This is a genomic window from Candidatus Protochlamydia sp. R18, from assembly GCF_000648255.1.
Taxonomy (GTDB): Bacteria; Chlamydiota; Chlamydiia; order Chlamydiales; family Parachlamydiaceae; genus Protochlamydia; species Protochlamydia amoebophila.
The window spans coordinates 1-23,803 of record NZ_BASL01000334.1; the positions used below are offsets into that span (position 1 = coordinate 1).

Here is a 23,803-nt window from a genome sequence, read left to right on the forward strand (position 1 = left end):
TATTTATAATTAAGCCTCAAATAAAATAAACATGGGCAAGTACATGAGTTTAGAAACTTCCAATATTCATCCCCATATATTTCCAGCATTTAAAGAATTAGAAAAAAAGCAAATCTTTTCTAATTCAAATGCATATACAGAAATTGGGATAAAAATATTCTCAAAATTGAGCGTAAAAGATTTAAAATTTGCAAAGCAAGTTTGCAGGGAATGGAAACAGCTCATTTCAGAAAAAAATGTATGGAAAACAAAATTAAAACAGCTTTTTTTAGAAAAAAAGTTAACAAAAAATTGTATAGAACATTTGGATGAACGGCAATCGATAGAAAATTTATCCGATGAAATTCATCTTCATATTTTTTCTTTCTTATCTTTTCAAGATTTAGCCACTATCCGTAAGGTGAGCAAACAGTGGCATTCAAAAACCTCCGATGGCTTACTTTGGAAGATTTTTCTCGAGAAAATTTTTCCTCTTCTTTCTTGTGCATCAAAGAGAATGGAAATTCATCCTAGAGATCAATTAATGGCTCAAGCCAATATAAAAGCAAATCGGGTGCAAAAAATTATCGATTTAAAAGCTGCTGCGTTGGAAAAAGGGCATGAATGGAACCCTTACGCATACTTTTCTCCAAATGGTCGGCGAGTGGTGATTACTAGTAGCGAAAGTATTAGTCTTTGGGATACCCAAACAGGAAAATTTCTAAAAAATTGGGGAAAAGGATGGGAAGAACGTCCAAATATATCCTTTTCCCCTAATGGGGAGCGGATAATTAGCTCTCCTTGGCAAGTAATGAACTCTCTTTGGCAAGAAGGAAGTTGTCATCTTTGGAATGCTCAAACAGGAGAATTTTTACAGACTTTGGAAGAAAAGTGTTGTAACGTATATTTTTCTCCAAATAGCCAACAATTGACTACTATTAGCCTTACATCGATTCGCCTTTGGGATGCTCAAACAGGAAAATGCTTACAGTTTTTGGGATACAACCCATCTTCTGGATCTATATCTTTTTCTTTAGATAGCCAGCGAATAATTAGCAATGATGGCACATCTGTTTGCCTTTGGGATGCCCAAACAGGAAAATGTTTACAGTCTTTGGAAAATATTACGTTGCTTACAACATCTTTTTCTCCGAACAGTCAGCAGTTGGCTATTTGTGACACGTTATCCATTCGCCTTTTTGATGCCAGAACAGGAAAATGTTTACAGACTTTAGAAAATGGCTGCCTTCTCAATTCAAACGTATCTTTTTCTCCAGATAGCCGACGGTTAATTACTAATAATGGCAAAATCGTTCGTCTTTGGGATGCCCAAACGGGAAAATGTTTAAAAACTCTTAAAGAAGGTCCAGAGTACACGGCAACCTTCTTTTCTCCGAATAGCCAGCGCATAATTACTAGTACCTGCAGATCTATTTGCCTTTGGGATACTCAAACAGGCGAATATCTGGAGACCTTGGAAAAAAATAAATGGGGCGTAAAAGTGAATTTTTCTCCAAATAGCCAACGAATAGTTACTACTAGCTGCCAATTTTTTCGTCTTTTTGATGCTCAAACAGGAAAATGCTTACAGCAGACGCTGGAAAAAGGCCAATTTAGCGTCAAAGCGGTCTTTTCTCCTGATAGCCAGCGCTTAATTACTTATCACGGCCAATCGATTTGCCTTTGGGATACTCAAACAGGAGTTTGCTTGAAAATTTGGGAAGAAGAAAAGGCGCATCAAGTAGATTTTTTTCCAAATAGCAAATGGATAATTACCGATAACGGCAAATTCGTTCACCTGTGGGATGCTACAACAGGAAACTGCTTACACATTTTAGAAAATCGTTTAGAATCCCAAGGGGTAACTTCTTCTTCTAATAAAAGGGTAACAGTTTCTCCCAACGGAGGGCAATTATTAATAGATATGAAAATTTTTGATTATTTCCCTTCTAAAAAAGAAGATTTTGAGGAAATCAACTCTTTAACACAAGAATCGACAGGGCAAGAATTAAAAAAGAGAAAAGTCAGAAGTGTTAAAAGCAAAGAAGATAGCAGCAAGATCTCGCACGAATCACAGCATAATCCATCTTTTTCAAAGAAAAAAAGAAAAAAAGAGGACTAATAAAAAATCCATTTAAATTTTAAAAGCCCTTTTAAAGAAGGACGAGTTAAAAGCTAGTTTTTCACGCCAACAACTAGTTGCCGCGTTAAGTTAGCCATGTACTAATACTTGCCGAGGTTAAATCTCGGCAAGCGCATAAACCATTCAGCTAATTTTTTATATACTACAACTACGATTCTCTCTATAGCTAAAGCTACAATTACAAGGCAAACATCTTGATTCCATTCATAAATGTGAAGTTTGCTCTATCGCTTATCGTAAACAATGGCTGTTAGTGACTGTGAGTAGGGCAATCTCTATCTTTGAGATTACCTCTCTCGCATTTATCAAAAAGCAAGAAAACTTTGTGTCTTAAACGCATTGGTTTTAGAAGTAATAAGCCATGCCAATTTTAGCTCCTTTGCCGCGCAAACCGTGTTTTTCCCGAGAAAGAGTAATGTTATATCCCACGCCAGCTGTTAAAGTCCAATTAGCGTTAAAGCTATAATCTAGACCTAAGGAGTAATTGGGACCATTGGAATGACTTTTACTAGAAACAATAGGTTTGATTTTAGTATGCGTATGACACCAAGCATATTGGCAAATCCCTACCACAGTCAACTTATCAGTCAATTTATAAGAAAAATCTATTCCTACATAAGGACTGGAAGAGCGAAATCTCTCTTTTAAATCAAATAGTTGAAAATGTTCAAAATCTACATGTGTTTTTAAATAACTAAAAGTAACTCCAATAGAAGGGAGAATCATAAATTTATCAGTCACAGGAATGTATTGACCTAATCCAATGTATCCAGACGTAAATTGTGCATGCTTTTTACCTTCCCCAATCATAAAGCCGCTTTTAAACGCCAAACCTTTCCAACCTAATAGCGTAAGATCCCCTTTGACAGCTCCAAATCGAATTGTGTCTTCTGTTTTTCCGGATTCGAGAATGTCAACTGAAACAAAAGTTGGCCCAATATCTATCTTTCCATGAATTTCTGCTGCGAGATAAGAACTAAAAAAACTCAAGAGGCAAAAGCTTAAAAAGCGAAAATAAGAAAGAATCTTCATAATTGTCCTATGATTACAAATTTACAAAAGACTAATCGTTTACCATTTTGCTAATGGGGGCATTGAACAAAGAATTGCTTCAGTATTTCCTCCTGACTGAAATCCAAATCTCGTTCCTCGATCATAAACTAAGTTAAATTCTGCATAGTGAGCTCTATGCTTCAATTGAATCTCTCGTTCTTCTTGATTGAACGGTTGTGAGATTCGACGCTGATAAATAGGCATAATCGCTTGAATAAATGAATGGCCAACCGATTCCCATAATTGTTTGTCTTTCTCAAAATCTCCGGTGTTGTAATGGTCAAAAAAAATTCCTCCCACCCCACGTTCTTTTTGGCGGTGAGGAATATAAAAATACTCTTTAGCTTGCTGAGAAAATTGAGGATATAAGTGAGAACCAAAAGGAAGTAAGGTTTGCTCTGCAATAGTGTGAAAATGAGTCGTATCTTCTAAGTAAGGAAATCCCATAGGGGTCAAATCATATCCCCCTCCAAACCAATAACGATCTTTTGTCTCAATAAATCGAATATTAAAATGCGAGGTAGGTACATGAGGATTGCTCATATGGGTAATTAAGCTTACTCCTGTCGCAAAAAAAGGTCCTTCTGCTTCGCTTAAAGGAAAACGAGACCCTCCAACTCCAGACCAATTAACAGCCGCTTTCTCAAAAATATTTCCTCTTAAAACGGCAATTTCCCCTCCTCCTTCTTCATGATGTGCCCAACTTTTACGTTCAAAGTGATGGGTTTTCTCCATCTGTTCAAAAGAAGTGATTATTTTTTCACGCAAAGATTTTAAAAAATCAATGAGTTCTAAACGGGAGGGGTGGGGAAAAACCATAACTTATCTTTTTTGAACGAAGGTTAATGCCTAACTTTATATTTACATTTGTTTGCGTTTAAATAATTATCCTTTTGGAAAACACGGATAAAACTTTTTAAATCAATAGGCTGTTTCCAGGTTTAGGTATGCAATCTTAAAACCCTCACCGATTAAGAGCCAGTAAAAAAATAGTCTTTCTTAGTCAAAAAACTTTTAACATTGTTTAAAACGGCAATACGTTAAAAATTTTAATTAATGTCTTCTTTTTGATATTCAATAAAAACGATTCGAAAATGAGCATCTAATCTTGCGAAAACGTTTTTATTATTTTCTACATTCAGGTGATGGAAACTAAATAGATGGGTTTATAAAACTAAAAAGCCTGTATAAAGCACTCCAAACGATTCTCAATTAAGAGTTAAATGGGAAAATAGCATCACAAAAAGGGTTATGAAGACTGTTTTCTTCTTATGTTAGGACTTATTACTACTGTTTATTTTATATATCCGTAGGAGCTTTAAAAATTATTTTACTTAGACAAGGGAAAATTTTTGTTAAAAGCTAGGCTGAAAGGAAAATAAAATCTGTTTTTAAATCTGGGAAGGAAAGTTAAATGCTCCTTCTGTTTATAGCGAAAATGATACGGCAGCAATTCAAAAAAACTTAGAGCTGTTGTTTTTATAGCATGGAGGATTGATTAAGCTATCAAGGTGTTTTAGGCTTGCTCAAGTAGTAAAAATATTCAAGCGCGTTGATTTAATAGCAGAATTTGATAACCCCGTTGTTATCTCAATTTGTTATTCTTTCTCTACTTCATCTATTTTCTTATTAATAGCATCATTTTGATTCTCTATCGGAAAGGTGGTATTAGCAGCAATTTGTAATTGTTTCCAAGATCCACGGTCGAACCAACCTATACTTCCATTCCAAAAATAATATAAACTGATGATGCCCCAAAAAGGTAAAATCCAATAAGTCCAAACCAGAAATCTAGGTATTTTTGCATCAAAAGAAGCAATTGCTGGATCTCCATAAATTTCCATTTCATGAGAGGTTTCACTTTCTTCCCAATGATTTTGATTTGGCTCCATTTTTTTTCTCCTTCGGACTTAATTCTTGTTCTTCATCCATCATTTGATATTTTGCTTCCTCATCCATACTCAACCGATCAATTTTCCATAAGTAAAGAAAAATGATAAAAGCACCCCCGACTAAACTAATCACAAATGCATAATGTAATAAATTTCCATAGATTCCAAATCCATCTATGACTGCGTATTGATTCATTGGAGTTTACGTTGACCTTCAATAATTTCTTTTGTTTTAATAGGATCTTTTCCCAACCACCAAGCCTGATTAGGAGCCGTAATGCGAGTTCCTTTGGTCATCATATATTGATAAATCGCTTCAAATTGATAATTAGGAATACCAATCGCACTTTTTCCGGTTTCCTTTGGATTAGCATCAAAAAAATGTCGGAAAGAAGGCATCAGAGATCCCGCGCTTGCCGTTTTAGGTGCCCAAAAATGAGCTTTATGCCAATCACGACTAGGTTTTTTTACTCCTACGCGAGAAATATCGGGTCCAATCCGTCTTGTTCCAGCAAAAGTAATTTTTTGATAAATATACTCATTTGCAGAAGAGGGAGGAGCTGGATAGGAGTCTGATCCATTTAAAACGGTATCCTGAATTAGTGTGCGCGTTTGATCGGTATGGCAATACCAGCAGCCTTCAATTGCATACAGATGTTCACCAAAAAGAATGAGATCTTGCCTTGAGTGAAAACCCATCGCAGGACTTTTTAATTCATCCATCTGTCGAATAGGCCTACCATCTGGATCATATCGCCATCTTTTTGCATTGCCATGGCCTTCTTCAATAATGCGAAATTCTTGAGGATTAAGTGAATAAATGACCCCATAATCTCGATGATAAGGCTGTTTGACACTATCATCTAAAATCGTGAAATTTTCATCGACCCAATTTTGCAAAATTCCCCCTGAAGGTTCGAAAGAAAACACTTCTTGCATTTCGGGGTCATACAACTCCAAAACTTGAAATTTCAATTTTCCCAAATTTGCCGATGAATCCTCTTCTTTTTGAGCTATTTTCGTTGTGGATTGTTGAGAGGCTAATAGCAACTCGGCTTGTTTTTTAGCTTCGCCTTGTGGTTCTCTCAACAATAAAAGACGTGAGGTGAGCTTAAGCGTTGAATCATTCACTTTCGTGATATATTTCTCTAATCCTTGAGAAGCGACTAAACGCAGGTCATTAGATTCTTTGAAAGCTAACAGGCTATAGTTCTGCTTTAAATGGCGTACATATTGTAAATCACTCCCTTCGACAGAGGCATTACTAATATAGAGGTTAGGATCTTCTACTTCATACATTTGAACTTGGTAAGGGCTTGTTGGGCTTGTCCAAGTTGAATCGACATAGGTTGGAGCAATTAAGACAACAATAATAGAGGTAGAAAATAAGAGAATAACACCTATAATCACCCACAGGGCCGATTTATCAAGACGATGCAAAAAATCATAATGAGAGGAATTTTGCTGAGAAGCCTTATCTTTTTTTCGATTTTCCTGCGTCATGCCGTCAATCTCACTTCTCGAGGTTTTTCTAAAACAATTGTATTAAAAATATTAATCGCAAATAAGATGTTGCCGATTAAAATAATGATTCCCCCTAATCCCCTTAAAATCCACCAGTCGCGCATATCAGCCATAGTTTGAATAAAGGGAATACGAGTCAAATTATCATGAAATTCTGCATAAGAAGATCCCTCTGCCCAGTTAGCCCACATCAACCCTTGTAAAAAGCCACCTAGCCATAGAGAAAATAAAAATAATAAACTTCCCCATAAATTTAAGGCAAAATGCCAGTCAGCAAGCTTTGTAGACCATAATGGTTTTTTCACTATTGTTGGAATAGCTTGATAAATTCCGGCTATCGCAAAAAATGTAAAAGTACCATACAGTGAAATATGAGAATGTCCAATAACCCAATCTGTTTTTGAGGTAATTTCATTGACATTTCGCAAAGCTTGCAAAGAGCCTTGAGCACACGTAATGAAATAAAAAATATTACCCATCATTAAAAATCTAATGGGGGCGCTTTCTAAATACTTTAGCCAATCTTTTTGCAAGGTGGCAAATAAATTAAATACCACTGTCCATACTGGAATAAACATCCAAATTGAGAATATGATGGAAGTTGTTTGAAGCCATTGAGAAACCGGCCCGTGAATAATATGATGCGTGCCAATCCAAGCATAAATAAAAGCAATAGACCAAAATCCTATCATGGATAGGCGGTGGCTATATATCGGTGTACCCGCTATTTTAGGAAGAAAATAATAGGCTGTGGCTAATCCCATTGGAGTATAAATTAATCCAACAAGATTATGAACATAAAACCAACTAGCATTAACTCTTGACATACCTTCAGGCAGCCAATTAATAGCAATACTTCCCACAAATACAACAAATGTTGTCCAAATTAATGTTCCCATGCTGTACCAAAGAGAAACATATAATTTTTCAAAACGTCTATTTGCTATTGTCATAAAAAAATTAATGACGATAAAAATCCACCCTAACACAAATAAATATTTAACGGGAATCCAAGAAACCCAATCGGGCAGTTCAGCATATTCCCAACCAAAATTTGTTCCCCAAGGAAATGAATTGACTCCTAATGTCAATGAAAGCCACCACAGAGCAGCTCCCCAAAAAGCAAGCTTAGAACTCCATATAGAAATGCCACAAAGACGGGGGATAAAATAATACATCAACCCTATATCCACGGATAGCAACCACAACAATGTGACAGTTCCTACGTGTACAGGTCTTACACGACCAAAATGAATATACTCACCAGCAAAATAATCAGGAAAAATAAAACCATTGAAAGCAATAAAAACACCAATGAGCATTCCAATAATCATAAATATGATGGAGGGATATAAGAACAATTTAGCTGGTCTATCGTCATATGTAACCATGTCACACTCTTTGCAATTTGAATTAAAGGTTTAATATCGTAAAAATTTATTCTTGAAAACGCTTTTTTGTCTAAATTTCTATATCAATTTTGTTCAGATGGATTTGCGGAAATTAATTGAAATTAAGGGAAGTTTATCCAAAATGAATTTTTGTTTATTTAACAAGCTTACTGCTTCTTTCCGTGTATCGGCTATTAATTTAAACTTCAAATTTTAAAATGCTTCAAAAGCTGCTCTAGACTATTTGTAATATTTTCATAAACAACAGCCAACGTTACTCTTCCTTGTACAATGTGCATTTCTTTTTCCAGCCAAACAATTTTTATCTTTGGAAAGAATTTTTTCAGGCCGACCAATTGAAAAAAACTCTGCAGAACTTCCAATGCATTAGGGTATAAAAAAACTAACTGAGAAGCTCCAAGCATTTGCCTAGCCCCCAATTAATAAATAAGCTCCGACTTCCTTCCATTAAAATTAAAAAACGGCGTGAAATTAAAAGTCTCTTATCATTGAAGTCGATATTTAATAAATTGCAATCTTTAGGTATAATTTACTAACCTATTAAGAGTCATGCTCCTCCTCATGAAATATCTGATATTTGATCGATTCAGAGTCATCAAATTGTCCTTTTCTCGAGTAGTAAATGTAAACAGCTAATCCTGTTAAAGAAGCTGCAATTGAGCTCATAATTGTCCAAAAAAGCATTTTTTTACCCTATCCAACGAAATGAATAATTCATGACGCTCAATCGTCACAGCGTGCCTTAGGCATTTTTTAGCACCAAAGCCATAACGAATTCAAAGGTCTTTCTCTTTTAACTCGCTATAACCCATCTAAGCTAAATTTTCTTCATTTATTAAAGCTGAATCTATAATGATTGACAGCTAAACGCAAACTCTCTTCTCTTGCATCTAAATTGAGTTTATTAACAGGGATTTGTTTTAAACAATTATCAAGACCAACATTAATAAAGCCATTACCTGTTAGACAAAGAGTTCCCTCAAAAACAGGCAAAATATAGCATTGTAGACATCGATTTGCTTGTTCACAGACCACTTAAACGGTATAATTATTCTTTAATAAATTTTCATGCATGATAAGAATAGCAATCTAACAAACTTCTTGGTTTTTAAAAAGTTTATTTCATAGATAATTTTTAAAATTAAAAAGATCAATGTGGGAAAGATCAATGGGGGAACGAATAAGTAGGGATAAAGTTCGCAAGGATGCATTTTTCATTTAATTCTTATGGATTTCCAAAAAAATTAGATTTAAGTGAATCAACCTATAAAAAAATTTAAGTAAGGGGTGAAATTACCAGAGAAACTCTTTTTTCTAAAAACTTTTTCAAAGAGTAGATTTAAAGAAAAACTCGCTTTATGATCATGAGAAGAATTGAGTAAAATTTATAAAGATGCCTTTTTTTAATATTAATCGTATTTCTTGGATTTAATTAAATATAAATGAAGAGAACAATAAATTTATTTTGAGGGCTTATGAATCAATTTCGTCAAATTGTCAATTTACTCAATGAAATTGGAATGCTTGCACAAATTCCTCGATCTGGTTTCGCTTTTTTAGGGACGGGGAAACAATCTATTGCTGAACATAGCTATCGAGTCTCTTTAGTTGCTCATGCCCTTGCCCATCTTATGGGCGACCCCATCGATAGATATAAATTAGTCATGATGTGTTTATTACATGATTTACCAGAATCACGCATTGGCGATCTTAACTACGTTCAAAAAAAATATGTCACCCCCAATATTTCTAAGGCTCTTCACGATTTATCCAATGAATCTGTTTTAGGACCAGAAATAGTCAATTGGATTGAAGAGTATGAAAAAGGGGAATCCTTAGAAGCTCAAATCGCTCATGATGCCGATCAAATTGAGTTTCTTTTAGTTTTAAAAAGAGAACTAGAACTAGGTAATCAAAAAGCTTTAGAATGGTTTCAAAGAGTCAGGCAACGTATCAAAACAAAGATTGGTATAAAATTGGTTGAAACTATTTTAGAAACCTCTACCGATCAGTGGTGGATAAAAAACCCGGATGATCCACATTGGATAGATGGAGGGAAAAAACCACACATGCACTCTTAAGTATTGTTTTGAAGTTAAACTGATAAACTTCAGTGTTCATTCATTTGATTAACGGATTAATTATTTGTTTATCCATTAGTTTCGCCAAATAACTCTTTTTGGAACCGCTGTTCTAAAGAAGGGGTAATATTTAACATTTCTTTAAAAATTCGGTATTTTTCCAGGACTTGTTGGGATCGGGTGGAATAAGTCTGTTTAATTGCTCGAATGAGTAAGTTTTTGGGAGTATGCTCTACATCGATAAACTCTATAATTTGCGTTTGATAACCTAAAGCCTCTAGCAATTGCACACGAGCAGCATCTGTAGCTAATGCGGCAAAACGCTCTTTTAAAATTCCATGTTTTAGAAGAGGGTCAAGAGCCTCATTTTGCACTTGTTGAAACAGCTCATGCTGGCAACATGGAACGCTCAAAATGACTTTAGCACCCCATCGCACTGCTTTTTCTAGAGCGGCATCAGTGGCAGTATCGCAAGCATGTAATGAAATGACAAAATCCACTGGTTGGTGAATATTGAAATGATTGACATCTCCGACATTAAATTTTAAATGCTCGGCATATCCCAATTTTTGAGTAAGTTGATTACAAAATTCAATCACATCTTTTTTAAGATCAACCCCATGCATTTGAACGAAGTATCCCTTGCATACTTTTAAAAAGTAAAAAAGAGAAAATGTTAAATAGGCTTTTCCACAACCAAAATCTACAATATGGATAGGTAAAGAGGGATTAAAATGACAAATTATATCATTGACCATTTCTAAAAAGCGGTTAATTTGCCGAAATTTATCTTGCTTTTGTGGATAAATTTTTCCTTGCTGATTCATAATTCCTAACTCAATAAGAAAAGAAATAGGAACCCCTTCTTCTAAAAGATAGTTTTTGGAGCGATTATGAGATAAGGAAAGAGACGATTTAGTCGGTGGTTTTTTAAGGATCGTTAGATGCTTTTTTTTACTAACCAAGATATGGTAATCTGCAGATGCTGTGTACAAAAAAGTTTGTTTAAAATGAGGAATCATTTCTCTTAAATATTTAAGAGCTTCTTGTGTAAAATAATTTTGATGCACCGCTTTATCTTCTAATTGTGTAGTTAATTGATAAGCAATTTGCCCTTTAATTAGTAAAGGGCGCAACATCATTTTTTGTTTTTCTTTTACGAAAGGGGAACTCAAAGTTCCCATGACTAATTCTTGCCGGTCTAAAATTTCTTTTAAAAGAGAATCTAAGTCAATAGACATGCAAGTCCCTAATTAAAAAAAGAAGTTGGTACATGTTCCCACTCATCAGCAAATTGATGAACCCCTTCTACAGTTGGGGAGTAGTCTTCAATCATTTTTTCAAATAAATCATCTTTAAGGGTAACACCATAAATTCCGATTTCTGCACATTTGATAACTTGATCAACAGAATTTAAAGAGGCTCCCATAATTTTAGTTTGCAGTTGATACTGCTGAAACGTCTTTGTCAGCGACTCTAACATCGACCAAGGATTTTCTCCTAATTTTTCTATCCGACTAATATAAGGAGCTACATAATTAGCTCCGGCAAGAGCAGCCATCAATGCTTGACGAGGATGGAAAATTACTGTTGCCATTGTAGGAATTCCTTGCCTAGCTAAAAGATGTAAAGCTTCTAATCCATTTTTAGTCAAAGGAACTTTAACAATAATTCGATTAGAAAAAGAATAAAGCATCTGCCCTTGCTGCAACATGTCATTTGTCTCTTGAGAAATTACTTGGACTGTGACAGGCCCTTCTTGATAGTGAAGCAAGTCTTCTAAAATGCTTTCCATATCTTTTTTAGCTTGAGCAATTAAACTGGGATTGGTGGTAATACCAGATAAAACACCTACACGAACAGCTTTTTGAATAGTTTTAACATTAGTTGTATCAAGCCAAATTTCCATTGGATTCCTCATTTATCCATTAAGGATAAAAAACTATAGATTTGTTATTGGGAAAATTACATTTATACATCATCGCTCAAGCTACATTTTTTTGGCGAAAAAATATACACATATCTCAGAATTTGATAGTTATACTTGGAAAACTACGATTTATGTGAATCACTAGCATGCCATAAAGAATTTAATGTAACATAAAGGTGTAATTAGGCAAAGAAAGGGAAACATGCTCTCTTTCTGTTTACTCCGATTTATTTTTCTCGTTGTTTAATGAATATTCAATAAATTGTTCTAAGATAATTTGAAATTTTTTGACATAATCTGCTGTGTCTACCCTTTTTTCATATTGATTAAGGGCGTGTACAGACCATTCTCGATAAAGAACAGGGTTTTCAATCAGGCGGCATGCTAATTCGATGTAATCGTCTACTCGGCCCGTTTTAACGACATAATCAATACCAAAGTAAGTTGCTGCATAACGAGCCTGTTGAGGTCCATTTTCTTCGTACATAGAAACAACTGGGCATCCAGCTGCCATCGCATCTAATAGGGCTAACCCACTGCCGAAAGGAAATTCGTTGAGATAAAGTTCCATTGAGCGAGCATATTGACTTGGATTGGAATGTGTGCCAAGAAAAAACAACTTATCTTTGACACCATATTGATCTAAAATTTCTTTCCATTTTTCTTGTTTTGCAACCATTCCAATTGGTGCATAGATAGCTTTCGGACATTTTTTTAATATTTTAGCAATCGCATGCAACATTTCCTCAGACACTCGAGTATCCAAGTGATGAGAAATGGTTGTTAATACAAAACTATCCTTAGGTAAACCAAGCTCTTCTTTAGAAAAAGGTTTTTCATTCCATCCTTGGCGAACATTAATAGAAAAAGGAAGAACACAACTTTCCATTCCTTGTAAGCGAAATTTTTCACGATTTTGCACATAAGCTTCTTCCGTACTCAAAATAACTAAATCAAAGCAGGGGAATAAAGGAAGAGTTCCATGATCAAATAAAACGCGAATGGGAACAGAAGTTGAACTACTAATTAAACTATTTAATTCATCAGGTCCATGAAAAATAACGACATCAATGGACTGCTGTTCTAAAAAATCCAGAGCCCCTTTCACGGTTAATTCATACGTGGGCGAATCGGGATCAATAGCAACTTTTACACCCAATTGTTTGAAATGATTCAAAGTTAAATTGCCTCTAATAACAGAAGAGCCAGAATGGTAAGAGTTGATTGGATAACTTAGTAAGTGCTCGGCTAGTCTTTCTGTACTAAAGACTGAAAGATTAAACCATTTTTGATCTGTAAATGTACAGATTGTTGTTAAAAGCTTTGAAGGGGCATGCCCACCATCTACTATTTGAGGAACGATATGAGCGAGTTTAATTTTTTGATTGGGCTGAAATTTTTTAACTTTCCTTTGAGTCATTCTTTCTTGAATATCTTCTTGCAAGTAGTTTTTTGTTAAAGGACCTAAATCAGCCTCTAATGGGATAGCTCCTTTATGAGGATCATACCATTGTCGTAATCCTTGCTCAATACCCAAGGCAACAGCACGACTTGTTCCATATCGATGAGATTCCATATCAAAAACAAATTTTTTACCTAAAGCATATAACCCATTGCCTTGCTCCGTATCTTGCTTAAGTAATTCTTTTGATTGAATTAAACATGCTTTAAGGGCTACTTCAAGAGCTGGAAAAAACTTTTGTATTTGTGGATTAGGCACCATCTCAATCAAATCGAAAGAATCGTTTTGCTCCCAAAGCACATGTTGGCTTAAAAATTGTTGATGAGGATACATATCTAAAACATAGAGGCAAACATGCTCTCTCATAAATATTTCATGAATGTCTTCAAATTGCAAAATTTGAAATAAATGAGAAACTGTTGGAAAAATGATCAAACATTTTTTAGAACAATACGTTTGTAGAAAAGAATAATAATCAAATCCTTCAATAGGTTCTAAAAATATTAAGGGACAGCCTGAAATATTTTTTTGCTTGGGATTAATTTTCAAAGAATAAGAAAAACAATGCCAAGGCTGTTTATATATAGTCAAATTTTCACCCAGTGATTGGATAAAAGTTGATTTAGCTTGCTTTAATCTTTCCCATCCTTTTAAAACCACCAATTTTTTACTGAATAAATTTTGAATTTGCAATGGAAAGCTTTTAAGTAGTTCTTCTAGCGGAAATTCCTGAGATAAAATTCCTTTATGAATCCATTGAAAAAATGTCTTCAATTGGGGAGGACAATGCTCATCAAGACTCGCAGGATTAGAAAAAAAAGTAAATAAATCATATTCAAGACGAATGCATTCTAAAAAACGATCTCCTAAAAACTTCAAAGAGGGATATTCTTGACATAAAGACTCTAAAACTAAAAAAGTAGCTTTAAATTCCAACGCGCCTTTAAACACTGCCGCGTCAACAAAATTAACAAAATAAAAAAAGACTCGATCTTTCGAAAATAAATCATCATAAGCAATCATCGGAGAAGGTAAAACTAATCGTAAAGCTTCTGTTTTTGATTCTTGCTCATACAAATCTATAAATTGATCTAATAAATCTTTAATCATCCTAATCCTAAAATCGAGTTATTATGGCCTATTTTTACTCATAGCATTTATTTGAATAAGCAGCACTCAATTTGACAACGATTTCATTGTTTAAGGCAAGGCCACTACTTTTCATTCTGTGATTAAAGCTTAGTTAAGGAAAATTGAATCGGATAAGGAAAATAAAAAAATGAAAATTTAAGATTAAAATTTTGATAGAAAAGTGAGCTTAAAAAAAGCCCATCAAATACTTTGATGGGCTTAAAAAGTTAGATTTCAAAAATTTGAGGCTTATTCATCGCTACCTTTTGGTTTTAGCCGATTTACATTAAAAGTTTCTCCCTCGTTAGCCTTAAATTGTGACTTGTCATTAGTTTCAACTTTTTTTAATCTACCCATTTGCTGGGCAATTTCATTACTTTCTGGAGCAGCGGCTTGCCTTGAAGGAGTTTTTCTTAATTTAGCTCCTCTAATTCTTTCTAGATCAATCCCCTGTGGTTGTTGAGGTGCGGGTGCTTTTTTGGCTGCAGCTTTTTTATTTGGATCAAATGGATCAGGCTTATATTGAGGTTCTACCCCATCGTCGCCCATATATTTTTTCTTTTTATACTTACCATTTAATCGATGATTAAGTAACGCGACAAAACCACTTACGCCTCTAACTCTTATAAATGAGTTCCATTGATCCGAATGTTTTCCGAATGCTTCGGCCATTTTTCCACTAGAAATTGTAGCCCAATTAGCAAAAATATCATCTAACAAGGCTTCATCTACCTGATATTGAAAATATAATACAGCGTCATCTTTTGGAGGCACTTTACCTCCAAAATATTGACCTAAAACAAACTTAATCTCATGATTAGTCAATTTTTTTGCGTGTTGAATAAAATTTGGATCATAAGCTGGAACATCAAAATTTTTAAGATCCAAAGTAAGAACAGCTTTAGCTTCTCCTTTAAGTGCTTTAGATTTTTCTTCTATTTCCAAATCTAACTTCTTAGCGTACTCAGGCATCGTTTCCCTTAATTCACGAGCTATGCTTCCAAGAGCTTTAATTTCACCTTCAATTTCCTTAGCATTCGATGGAGGCGAAAATTCAAAAAGAGAAGTGGGATCCGCCCTTTCTTTTAAAAGTCTGTCTAGTCTACGTTCTTGACCTATGTTATGCGATTCTTGAGGTGATAACTTTGGCACAGCTACTTTTGGTTGAGCTAAACCGCTACCAGGAGGTGGAGGAGGAACACCCATTCCCGGAGGGGGTGGAGGGGGTGGAAGGTTACCAGGAGGAAGGGGAGCGAGAGGTATATCTGTATTTAGGACAGGAGGCGCCGTTGGAATATCTGTGTTAAGTAAAGGTGTGGGATCTTCTGAAGAAGAAGGAACTTCAGCTTTAACATCTGAAGTCAAATGACTAGCTTTAACATCTGCATAAGGAGAAGCTAAATGCGAAGTTTTTTGATCTGAAGAATTTGTATCCGCAAATTGTTGCATTTCCTTTGCCACGTTTTTAATAATATTTTTCAACGCTTTTAAATCTTGAGATTCTGTTATTAATTTTGTGTATTCTTTATTATTAAAAATTGAGTTAACCAACCCTTTTAAACCTGTCGTTTGCTCTTCAATATGTTTCATCCGCTTATCGATAGAATTTTTCAAATTTTTAACTTCGCTAAACTGTAAAATTTGTTTATTATTACTTATAAAATGGGCAACTTCTAAATAAACAATTCTTTCTGTTTCAGTATTTGAAGTAGGTGTGTCTTCTTTTGATAGGTTAACAAATTGTCTTCCTTCATGCTCTACCATCCCTAAAGTTTGCCCTTTAACAATAGATTGGCTAATCACATCGATTTGTTGATTAATAAAAGACCTATCAGGAATAGAATTATTCATAAACCTCTCCTTAATTAAATTTAATTTACAAATTAATTATAACAATTAAATATTAAGATTAATTTAATTAGTTAAATATTTTTTATAATTTTAATTAATAAATCTGTTATTAATTTTATTAAGCAAAATTCATGCCAATTCGATAAGTTTTTAAGAAATCAGATAGGTTTAAAGATTTCTACTTGACTATGGGAAGAAAAAAAAGCATGGAAAGAATGATTACAAGGAAGGAAGTTTGAATAAAGACTGTTGGAAGGAGTAAATTCTAAAATTTTTATTAACGAATATTTAAAGGGAGAATGATAAACAAATCCTTTTTTTAAAAGAGATTGTTTTAAAGTATAAACCACATAACGCTCTAGCAAAAAAAATTCCAGGCTATCGGTTTCAGCAAATATATCGGGGGATCTTAATGAATTTTGCCAAGAGAGTAAAGGATGCTTCTCTTGGTGAACCATCAAAGTAGACTTCTCAGAGTTTCGAAGAATTTCCATTTTAGTATAGTGATAGGGCAACGTCAAAAACTGCTTGGCTAATTCTACAACAAGCTTTTGATCAGCTAATAAAGAATAAAACCAGATACCAGGAACTCTATTTTGATCGTAAACATAGGTTTGAATATTTAAAGCTAAAAAGTTTTCGAACCGAGGTGAGAAAAAGAAAGATTTCAATTTCGCTTCTTCCACTTTAAAAGCTTGAATTCCCATGTAAGCCTTTCCTTGAAAAGTATCTACGAATAACTCTTCAGGCAGCGTCTTTTGTATCTCTTTTGGATCACATTCCCAGTTCACAAAAAGGATATCACTCCATTTTTGATTCATCAAAGAAACTTGATTATTGGGATAGTTTTGGACTCGTAAACGATCATTAAGGGTAGGTTTGGTCATAAAGCGGCAAATGAAAGGTTTGAAAAATTTAGGTAGGACTGTTTAAACAAAACATTTAATTACCCCCTTCTTCAGCAAGCTAAAAAATAGTTTTTGCAATTTTGAGTCTATTTTCCTAAGCTTTGCTAGATCACTTATGCACGAATGTTTCTTAATTAAGCACAACAATCAACTTTTTGAGTTTGAGCTATGTCTTCACTTTCAGTTGAATCACCTAAGGGGAAATCCAAAATTAAATTTTTAATGACTTCCACGTCAGAAGCTTTGCTAATCAGTTCTCGAAATAGCTTTGTTCCAGAAGATTTTTTTAAATACCAACAACCGACTCGGCGCATATCTATACATACCCGTTGATCGGAATGATAATGCAAGGTTTCTAAGAAATGTTGGTAAAGAGCTTGCCGACAATCTTCCAACGAATGACAAATAGCAGTTTTTCCTTCTAAATAACGTAGAATGTCTTGAACAATCCAAGGCTGTCCCAATGTTCCCCTTGCCACTAAAACGGCATCACATCCTGTTTCACAAAACATTTTTGCTGCCGATGGACCATCTAAAACATCACCATTTCCAATAATCTTAATCGACTTAGCGGCTAATTTTCCTCTCTTGATATATTCCCAATTAGCTGGTCCACGATAGCCTTGCTGGCGCGTCCGCCCATGAATACAAATTGCTTGGGCTCCCGCTTGTTCCACTATTTGAACAATATTTTCAACTTGAATCTGTTGCTCGTCCCATCCAGCTCTGATTTTTACAGTCACGGGAATTTTGACCGCCGACACCATATTACACACGATTTCGCCAATTAATTCAGGCGTTTTTAATAATCCCGACCCACTTCCATCTTTTGTAATTTTATCAACTGGACAACCGCAATTCAAATCAACAATGTCAAATCCTAATTCTTCGATAATTTTAGCTGCTTGTCCTGCAATTGAGGGCTTACTTCCACATAATTGCCCTCCAATCGGATGCATATTTGCTGCATAGTCTAAAATATGATATGTATGCGGATCGTGGCGAATCAAAGCATCCATCTTTACCATTTCGCAATACATCAATCCTGGTTTATATTGAGCAGACATTTTACGAAATGGAAAATCAGAACACCCAGCTAAAGGTGCATAAAAAATTCGATTAGGAAGCTTTTTAGAGCCAATTTGAATAGGAGCTAAATATTGTTTCATTAACGCATAAAACCAAGTAAAAAGTTAACTAGCAAATTTTGTATAAAACTCAAACAAATAAAAGCCACAATAGGACTAAAATCTATCATTCCGAAAGGAGGAATAAATTTTCGGAAAAAATTTAAATATGGCTCTGTATAGTAAGTAATAAATTGCATAACTCGGTATTCATATAGTTGAGGAAACCATGAGGCAATAATGCGAGCAAATAGCATAAGAGTATAAATTTGAAAAAAACCGTGAATACATTGAATCAAAATAAACATAACTATCATTAATTTTAGATTGAGATATATAAGTAACTATAAATAAAATACTTGCTTGAAATAATACAAATTTTATATTACGATTTGCAATTAAAATTATGAATTTTCAAATAAGCTTATACCAGAAAAACAATTCAAGAAAGACCGAAATTTTACAAATATGCAAAGAAATATCTTAATGAATACACTCAGTGTTAAAAAGCATTAAAAATAGGCGACATGTTAAAGCTTCTTTCCTCTTTAAAATCTATTGGACTTGAACTAAATTCTAATTCTATCAAAGGTGCAGAAGTTATAGAAAGGTTTGGTCGCCCAATTTTAAAAGACCTTTTTACAACTCCTTTGAATTCTTTAAGCAATGTAAAACAGCTTTACATACAACACCCTATTCTAACGACAGGATTAGATGGGATGCAAGTTCTTTTACGTCCTTTAACAATTCCGTTAACGAAAGCAAAAGATATTGAAGCAACGCTTCATTTTCAAGCAGAACCTCTACTTCCTTATCCTATTGATCAATCCCTACTTTCAAGCCAGGTTATCAAACAAGAAAACGATGAAACCAAATTGCTTTTGTTTGCAACAAAAAAAGATCTTTTACAAACACATTTAGAACAATGGCTATCACTTGGCATCGAATCTGAAAAAGTAAGTTGTACTCAAGCTGCACTTGGACAATTTAGTAAACAATACTTACCACACGATCAAACATTTTTGATCATCCATTTTGAAGAAAAAACTGTCACCGCTGTTTTAATCAGCGAAAGTTTAATACTTTCTTCATTTACCCAAAAGGAAGAATTAAAAATTTTACAGAATGAAGATGATTTAGCTCAATCGCTTGCGCAATTAAAAAAACTTGTCACTAAAATCACTCTTTCTTTTGCAAAAGAGAATCAAAAAATTATCTCGGGGGTTATTTTTACGGGTGAAATTGCAAAATGGCCTTCTATTTATGAACAACTCTCTCAATCTATTCAGATTCCCCTTTTACCACTTGTCTCAACAGAAGATTCTTTTTCAACTCAAGAAAAATTATGTTATGCGGTTCCCATTGGCTTAGCGTTCGGGAGTCTTCCAAACGCCACCCCTTCAATTGACTTTCGACAAGGAAAAATGTCTTATCCTCATCCCTGGAGAAGGCTTATACTTCCTATCGCGCTTTATTTTGGCTTAATGTTTTGCCTAAGCCTCCTTTTTTATTTTTTTGGCCAATCCTATTTAAGCCAGCAAGAAAGCCTTCTTAAACAAGAATATGTAAATACACTAGCAGGGATGAATAAATCTTACGAACAATTCGAAAATGCTTATTTAACAAAAAATCTATCGGCTCGTGAAAAATCCCAGGGAGAAATTGTCGAAATTACGCAGTTAAATCGTCAAGATCTTTTAGATCGCTTGACTTTTTTACAAAAAGATTTACAAGCAACACCAGATTCATTTCCTTTATTTGCTAACATACCCAAAGTTAGCGATGTTTTAGCGTGGCTAAGCCTTCATCCAGCTGTCTCTTTCCTTACGCAGGAGGGAAAACGAGAGCACCACTTACAAATTGAAAGTTTTAACTACATCTTAGTTAAACGACCCATGCAAGGAAAAAAACAAGACAAATATCAAGTGAAAATAGAATTAGAGTTTAGTAGCGGAACTCCCAAGTGGGCTCGCGAGTTTCATGACGCATTAATAGCTTCAAACGATTGGGTGGATCCCAAAGGAGAAGTAAAATGGAGTTCAAATCGGGGTCGTTATAAAACCTCATTTTTTTTAAAAGATAAAACCAATTATCCTAGTCAATAATTATGCTTAATACCATTCCTCTCAATCGTGCGATAAGTTATCTCATTGCCATCGGTGTTCTTCCTTTTTTATTTGTTGTTTTCACTTTTTTTTCTCAAAAATCGGATTTAGAAGAATTACGAAATGTATTAGAAACTTTACAGTGTCAAGCTTTTGTTAAAGAAAAGAAACAAGCCTTGAATCTTGCTGTAAGGCAACATTTTCGTGATGCTGATCATTTTTATATTGATAAACACTTAGAAAGTTTAGTGTTTTTAGAAACAGAAATCGAATCCTTACAAAAAATTGTTGCCGATAAAAATTTTTCAGGTGATGAAAGAATAAAAAAAAGATTAGAATTATTAACTAGCTCCTCAAATAGTTTCATTTTTTCTGAGGGCGTTGTTCAAACATTTCCTCTCTTTCAAGAAACGATCGAAACACTTGTTCACCCCGTTGAAGTCAATACGCATGATTTGCAAAAAATCTTAGCTCTCATTGAAGGAATTCAAGTAGGACCTTATTTGCCAGGGCCTAATCGCCCGCAATTACTTATTACAGAGTTTAAGTTAGATAAAAAGAAAGTCTATGAAAAAAATGAAGTTTTTGTTCTTAATCTTAAACTTCTGAAAAGAGAGTTTTTATGATCAAAACAAAAGCATTTAAACAAATGACCCTATGGGTTTTTCTAGCATTTTTAGCCTTAACTTTTTCTAGTGCTAAACGAAACACCTATCGCAAACGCCCTCTACCTTTAACTAGTATTCATATCATTGATAGAAATGGATTTGCGGAAACAATTAGCAATAAAGATCGGCTAAATCAATATCAACAAACAGATTTTTTATCCTCCCAACCTTATCAGAAAGTGCTTCGAATTTATGCAAGGGATTCGAAAGGAAATGTACGATCTGTTGTTACGACCTATCATGCTAATGGAAACCCCAAGCAATTTTTACAAATTTTAAATGGAAGAGCTAATGGGTGTTACTATGAATGGCACGAAAACGGATCTATAAGTCTTTCTACAAAAGTCATTGGAGGAGTTGCAGATGTCACACCTTCAGCAGAAAGGTCATGGATTTTCGATGGTTCAAGCTATGCATGGGATGAAGATGAAAATCTTATAGGTGAGATTTTTTACAATCAAGGGTCTTTAGAAGGAATTTCAACTCACTACCATAGTTGTGGGCAGGTATGGAAGCAAATACCTTATAAAAAAAATCAAATCGAAGGTGTTTGTGAAATTTATAAAACAAATGGCGAAATCCTCCAACAAATCAATTACGTTCAGGGACAAAAACATGGACCATCATTTCGCTACTGGGACAACAAAAATTTAGCCAGCCAAGAAGAATATTGCAAAGGTAAGCTAGAAAATGGCCAATATTTTGATCAGCAAGGAAACTCTGTAGCAGAAGTCAAGCAAGGAACAGGTTTTAGAGCTGTATTTGGGAAAGATTATATTAAAGAAATTCAAGAATATCGAGAGGGAATTCTTGAAGGAGAGGTAAAAGTTTTTACGGCTTGTGGTAATCTTAAACGTGTTTATCACGTTAAAAATCAAATTAAACATGGAGAAGAAGTGGATTATTATGACAGTATCAATCCACAAATTATCCAACCCAAACTAGCGTTTTATTGGTATGAAGGAAAAATTCAAGGGCATGTGAGAACTTGGTATTCAAATGGCGTCCAAGAAAGCCAAAAAGAAATGGCTAACAATGCTAAACATGGAGTTTCTACAGCTTGGTATCAAGACGGCAATTTAATGATGATTGAAGAGTATGACAATGATAAATTAATCAAAGGGGATTATTTTAGAAAAGGAGAAAGAGCACCAGCTAGCCAAGTTATTATAGGTAAGGGAACTGCTACAATCTTTGATGCAGAAGGCCACTTCGTTCAAAAAATTAATTATGTGAATGGAAAACCCGATTTTTAAACTTGATTTAACTTATTTGGATGGTCATTTGAATATTCCTACTTTAAGTTATGGTTATCTTGTTAATACAACGCCCCTTTCTGACTATCGCTCTCAAGAATTTAGCGATCCTCTTAGAGATGAAGATAACTCTTTAGTCAATCCTTTGACTAATCTAGAAGAAACTGGTGCACCAATAATTCAAGTTCCCGATCTTTCATCGTCATCTGAAGAACTCCAACTAAGCTTTCAAGATGGAACTTCTCTGAACATTTCTCATTCTCAGTTAGCCATGTTAAGAGAAAAATCTCTTTATTTTAAGACTCTTTGGTCAGGAAATTTTCAAGAAACCCTTCAACATCCTCTCGCTTTGACACAAAAGGAGTTTACGCATCTGCTTAATTGTGTCATGGATGCTAATTTTAAAGTTCCCTTAGAAGAAATCACTTCTTTCATTCAACTAGCTGATTATTATGAGCTAACAGAAGTGGTAAAAAGCTTAGAAGAGCAGCTAATTGATGGATACAAATCACATAGATTTGAACTCTTTAGTTCCACTAAAGAGAGTTTAGTCGGATTAAAAGAGCTTTTAAATTTTGCGCGTCAATGTCAATTAAACAATTTGAAAAACTATTTAGAATTTACCATTGTGAGCGCCTTATTAAACCAGACTTCTCAGTTAGCGGAGTTTGAAAAAATTATAAATCACTTCTCAAATGAGATAGAAGCACTCAATTTTTCAGACAATATTTATTTGACTGATGCCTATCTTTTAGCGTTAAAAGATTGTAAAAATTTAAAAATACTCAATCTCAAAACTTGCAAAAATCTTACTGATGCTGGATTAGCGCACTTGACACCCTTAACAACCCTGCGACGTTTGGATCTGAGCTTTTGCAGTAATCTTACTGATGCAGGATTAGCCCATTTGACACCCTTAATGGCTTTGCAATATTTAGATCTAAGTTGGTGTGAAAATCTCACTGATGCAGGATTAGCCCATTTGACACCCTTAATGACTTTGCAATATTTAGATCTAAGTTGGTGTGAAAATCTTACTGATGCAGGATTAGCCTATTTGACACCTTTAATGGCTTTACACTATCTCGATCTAAGCATTTGCGGTAAACTCACGGATGCTGGATTGGCACATTTAACACCCTTAGTCGATTTACAGCATTTGAATTTGCGCTATTGTCAAAAGCTCACGGATGCTGGATTAGCGCATTTAAGATCCTTAGTAACTTTACAACATCTTGATCTAAGCTATTGCCAAAACCTTACCGATGCTGGATTGGCGCA

Annotated in this window: 22 protein-coding genes; 6 read left to right on the top strand and 16 right to left on the bottom strand. The window is 34.5% G+C overall.

Annotation, left to right across the window (positions count from 1 at the left end; translation table 11 throughout):
• Window positions 1–43: 43 nt before the first annotated feature.
• Window positions 44–2,101, top strand: coding sequence for an F-box/WD repeat-containing protein (locus tag TY19_RS00280; RefSeq protein ID WP_042278565.1), 2,058 nt, complete (start codon window positions 44–46; stop codon window positions 2,099–2,101).
• A 366-nt stretch (window positions 2,102–2,467) separates the two neighbouring features.
• On the opposite strand, the gene TY19_RS00285 is transcribed toward TY19_RS00280, so the two are convergent.
• The 9 genes from TY19_RS00285 to TY19_RS19055 all read right to left on the bottom strand — a co-directional run bounded on the left by TY19_RS00285 (window position 2,468) and on the right by TY19_RS19055 (window position 8,996).
• Window positions 2,468–3,154, bottom strand: coding sequence for an outer membrane beta-barrel protein (locus TY19_RS00285; RefSeq protein ID WP_042278567.1), 687 nt, complete (start codon window positions 3,152–3,154; stop codon window positions 2,468–2,470).
• Window positions 3,155–3,193: 39 nt separating this feature from the next.
• Window positions 3,194–3,994, bottom strand: coding sequence for an oxygen-dependent coproporphyrinogen oxidase (gene hemF / locus TY19_RS00290; RefSeq protein ID WP_042278569.1), 801 nt, complete (start codon window positions 3,992–3,994; stop codon window positions 3,194–3,196).
• Window positions 3,995–4,773: 779 nt separating this feature from the next.
• Window positions 4,774–5,067, bottom strand: coding sequence for a hypothetical protein (locus tag TY19_RS00295; protein ID WP_042278570.1), 294 nt, complete (start codon window positions 5,065–5,067; stop codon window positions 4,774–4,776).
• Window positions 5,033–5,263: a hypothetical protein gene (locus TY19_RS00300; RefSeq protein ID WP_042278572.1), complete on the bottom strand. Its 231-nt coding sequence runs from the start codon at window positions 5,261–5,263 to the stop codon at window positions 5,033–5,035. Before TY19_RS00300 ends, TY19_RS00295 begins: the two co-directional genes overlap by 35 nt.
• Window positions 5,260–6,570 (bottom strand): cbb3-type cytochrome c oxidase subunit II, encoded by a 1,311-nt coding sequence (locus TY19_RS00305; protein WP_042278574.1) that lies wholly within the window; start codon window positions 6,568–6,570, stop codon window positions 5,260–5,262. Before TY19_RS00305 ends, TY19_RS00300 begins: the two co-directional genes overlap by 4 nt.
• The gene (locus TY19_RS00310; RefSeq protein WP_042278575.1) at window positions 6,567–7,982 is read right to left on the bottom strand and encodes a cbb3-type cytochrome c oxidase subunit I; all 1,416 of its coding nucleotides are present in this window, start codon (window positions 7,980–7,982) and stop codon (window positions 6,567–6,569) included. The genes TY19_RS00305 and TY19_RS00310 overlap by 4 nt, the downstream gene beginning before the upstream one ends.
• A gap of 206 nt (window positions 7,983–8,188) precedes the next feature.
• Window positions 8,189–8,407 carry a hypothetical protein gene (locus tag TY19_RS00315; RefSeq protein WP_042278577.1) on the bottom strand — a complete coding sequence of 73 codons (219 nt, stop codon included), beginning with the start codon at window positions 8,405–8,407 and terminating at the stop codon, window positions 8,189–8,191.
• 136 nt (window positions 8,408–8,543) lie between these two features.
• Entirely contained in the window at window positions 8,544–8,687 is a 144-nt protein-coding gene (locus tag TY19_RS12270; protein WP_079979162.1) for a cbb3-type cytochrome oxidase assembly protein, read from the bottom strand.
• A 144-nt stretch (window positions 8,688–8,831) separates the two neighbouring features.
• Window positions 8,832–8,996 carry a hypothetical protein gene (locus tag TY19_RS19055; RefSeq protein ID WP_226988443.1) on the bottom strand — a complete coding sequence of 55 codons (165 nt, stop codon included), beginning with the start codon at window positions 8,994–8,996 and terminating at the stop codon, window positions 8,832–8,834.
• 482 nt (window positions 8,997–9,478) lie between these two features.
• On the opposite strand from TY19_RS19055, the gene TY19_RS00325 reads away from it, so the two are divergent.
• Window positions 9,479–10,084: an HD domain-containing protein gene (locus TY19_RS00325; RefSeq protein ID WP_042278581.1), complete on the top strand. Its 606-nt coding sequence runs from the start codon at window positions 9,479–9,481 to the stop codon at window positions 10,082–10,084.
• Between the two features lie 68 nt (window positions 10,085–10,152).
• On the opposite strand, the gene TY19_RS00330 is transcribed toward TY19_RS00325, so the two are convergent.
• From TY19_RS00330 to TY19_RS00360, 7 genes are all read right to left on the bottom strand, one after another.
• The gene (locus TY19_RS00330; protein WP_226988444.1) at window positions 10,153–11,325 is read right to left on the bottom strand and encodes a class I SAM-dependent methyltransferase; all 1,173 of its coding nucleotides are present in this window, start codon (window positions 11,323–11,325) and stop codon (window positions 10,153–10,155) included.
• Between the two features lie 8 nt (window positions 11,326–11,333).
• The gene (locus TY19_RS00335) at window positions 11,334–11,993 is read right to left on the bottom strand and encodes a transaldolase family protein (RefSeq protein WP_039360927.1); all 660 of its coding nucleotides are present in this window, start codon (window positions 11,991–11,993) and stop codon (window positions 11,334–11,336) included.
• Window positions 11,994–12,231: 238 nt separating this feature from the next.
• Window positions 12,232–14,586, bottom strand: a complete 2,355-nt coding sequence (locus TY19_RS00340) for a glycosyltransferase (RefSeq protein WP_042278584.1) — start codon at window positions 14,584–14,586, stop codon at window positions 12,232–12,234.
• A 270-nt stretch (window positions 14,587–14,856) separates the two neighbouring features.
• On the bottom strand, window positions 14,857–16,458 hold the full coding sequence (locus tag TY19_RS00345) for a hypothetical protein (protein WP_042278586.1): 1,602 nt from the start codon (window positions 16,456–16,458) through the stop codon (window positions 14,857–14,859).
• Window positions 16,459–16,616: 158 nt separating this feature from the next.
• Entirely contained in the window at window positions 16,617–17,345 is a 729-nt protein-coding gene (locus TY19_RS00350) for a DUF2071 domain-containing protein (RefSeq protein WP_042278587.1), read from the bottom strand.
• A 155-nt stretch (window positions 17,346–17,500) separates the two neighbouring features.
• The gene (gene dusB, locus TY19_RS00355) at window positions 17,501–18,535 is read right to left on the bottom strand and encodes a tRNA dihydrouridine synthase DusB (protein WP_042278589.1); all 1,035 of its coding nucleotides are present in this window, start codon (window positions 18,533–18,535) and stop codon (window positions 17,501–17,503) included.
• Entirely contained in the window at window positions 18,535–18,801 is a 267-nt protein-coding gene (locus tag TY19_RS00360) for a YggT family protein (RefSeq protein WP_039360939.1), read from the bottom strand. Before TY19_RS00360 ends, dusB begins: the two co-directional genes overlap by 1 nt.
• 219 nt (window positions 18,802–19,020) lie before the next feature.
• Between TY19_RS00360 and TY19_RS00365 the strand changes: the two genes are divergently transcribed.
• The 4 genes from TY19_RS00365 to TY19_RS11440 all read left to right on the top strand — a co-directional run.
• Entirely contained in the window at window positions 19,021–20,598 is a 1,578-nt protein-coding gene (locus tag TY19_RS00365) for a hypothetical protein (RefSeq protein WP_042278592.1), read from the top strand.
• Window positions 20,599–20,600: 2 nt separating this feature from the next.
• On the top strand, window positions 20,601–21,224 hold the full coding sequence (locus TY19_RS00370; protein ID WP_042278594.1) for a hypothetical protein: 624 nt from the start codon (window positions 20,601–20,603) through the stop codon (window positions 21,222–21,224).
• On the top strand, window positions 21,221–22,522 hold the full coding sequence (locus TY19_RS00375; RefSeq protein WP_226988445.1) for a toxin-antitoxin system YwqK family antitoxin: 1,302 nt from the start codon (window positions 21,221–21,223) through the stop codon (window positions 22,520–22,522). The genes TY19_RS00370 and TY19_RS00375 overlap by 4 nt, the downstream gene beginning before the upstream one ends.
• A gap of 28 nt (window positions 22,523–22,550) precedes the next feature.
• Window positions 22,551–23,803, top strand: a 1,253-nt coding sequence (locus TY19_RS11440; RefSeq protein WP_162831829.1) for a BTB/POZ domain-containing protein, incomplete at its 3' end; no start/stop codon positions are given.